Below are 700 nucleotides of genomic sequence, written 5' to 3'. Positions count from 1 at the left end.
CGCCACCACCGGCCCACCCGCGGCGATATACACCGGAATCCCCGCCGGCGGCACATCGTAGATCGACGCACCCACCGTGTTGTAGTACTGGCCCTCGAAATCGACCCGATCACCACTCCACAACGCGCGCATCAGATCCACCGACTCACGCAACCGGGCGAAGCGCTCCTTGAACTCCGGCCACTCCCCCTGATAACCGGTCGCGATCTCGTTGAGCGCCTCCCCCGTCCCCACACCCAACATGATCCGCTCCGGATACAACACCCCGAGGGTCGCGAACGCCTGCGCGATCACCGCCGGGTTGTACCGGAACGTCGGCGTCAGCACCGACGTGCCCAGCTGAATACGAGAAGTCCGCTCACCGACCGCGGTCATCCACGCCAGCGAAAACGGAGCATGCCCACCCTCGTGCCGCCACGGCTGGAAATGATCACTGACGGTCGCACTGTCGAGGCCGTATTCTTCGACCAGAACGCCGAGCTCGACGAGCTCCCGCGGGTCGAACTGTTCCGCCGACGCCTTGTACCCCAGCTTGAGATCCACTGTAGTCGAACACCTTTCAGTTGAGGCTGATACACGCAGCGCACGTTCGCCGCATGGTCTCACGTGTCGAAGTTCAGCACGCGCCCTGAATCACGCGGAGATTTCCCTGCGGTCCCCGCTCCAGAGGGTGTGGAACTTGCCCTCGGCGTCGACTCGC

The 700-nt window shown here is 64.0% G+C and carries 1 protein-coding gene; it reads right to left on the bottom strand.

The annotated features are described in order from the left end of the window. The coding region (locus NN2_RS35695) for an LLM class flavin-dependent oxidoreductase (protein ID WP_156511578.1) at positions 1 to 543 on the bottom strand (543 nt) is incomplete at its 3' end. Positions 544 to 700 lie beyond the last annotated feature (157 nt).

Origin of the sequence: Nocardia nova NBRC 15556 (assembly GCF_001613005.1) — a bacterium.
Lineage (GTDB): Bacteria > Actinomycetota > Actinomycetes > Mycobacteriales > Mycobacteriaceae > Nocardia > Nocardia nova.
The sequence above is the reverse complement of the archived record's forward strand: the minus strand, read 5'-3'. Positions and strand labels throughout refer to the sequence as shown.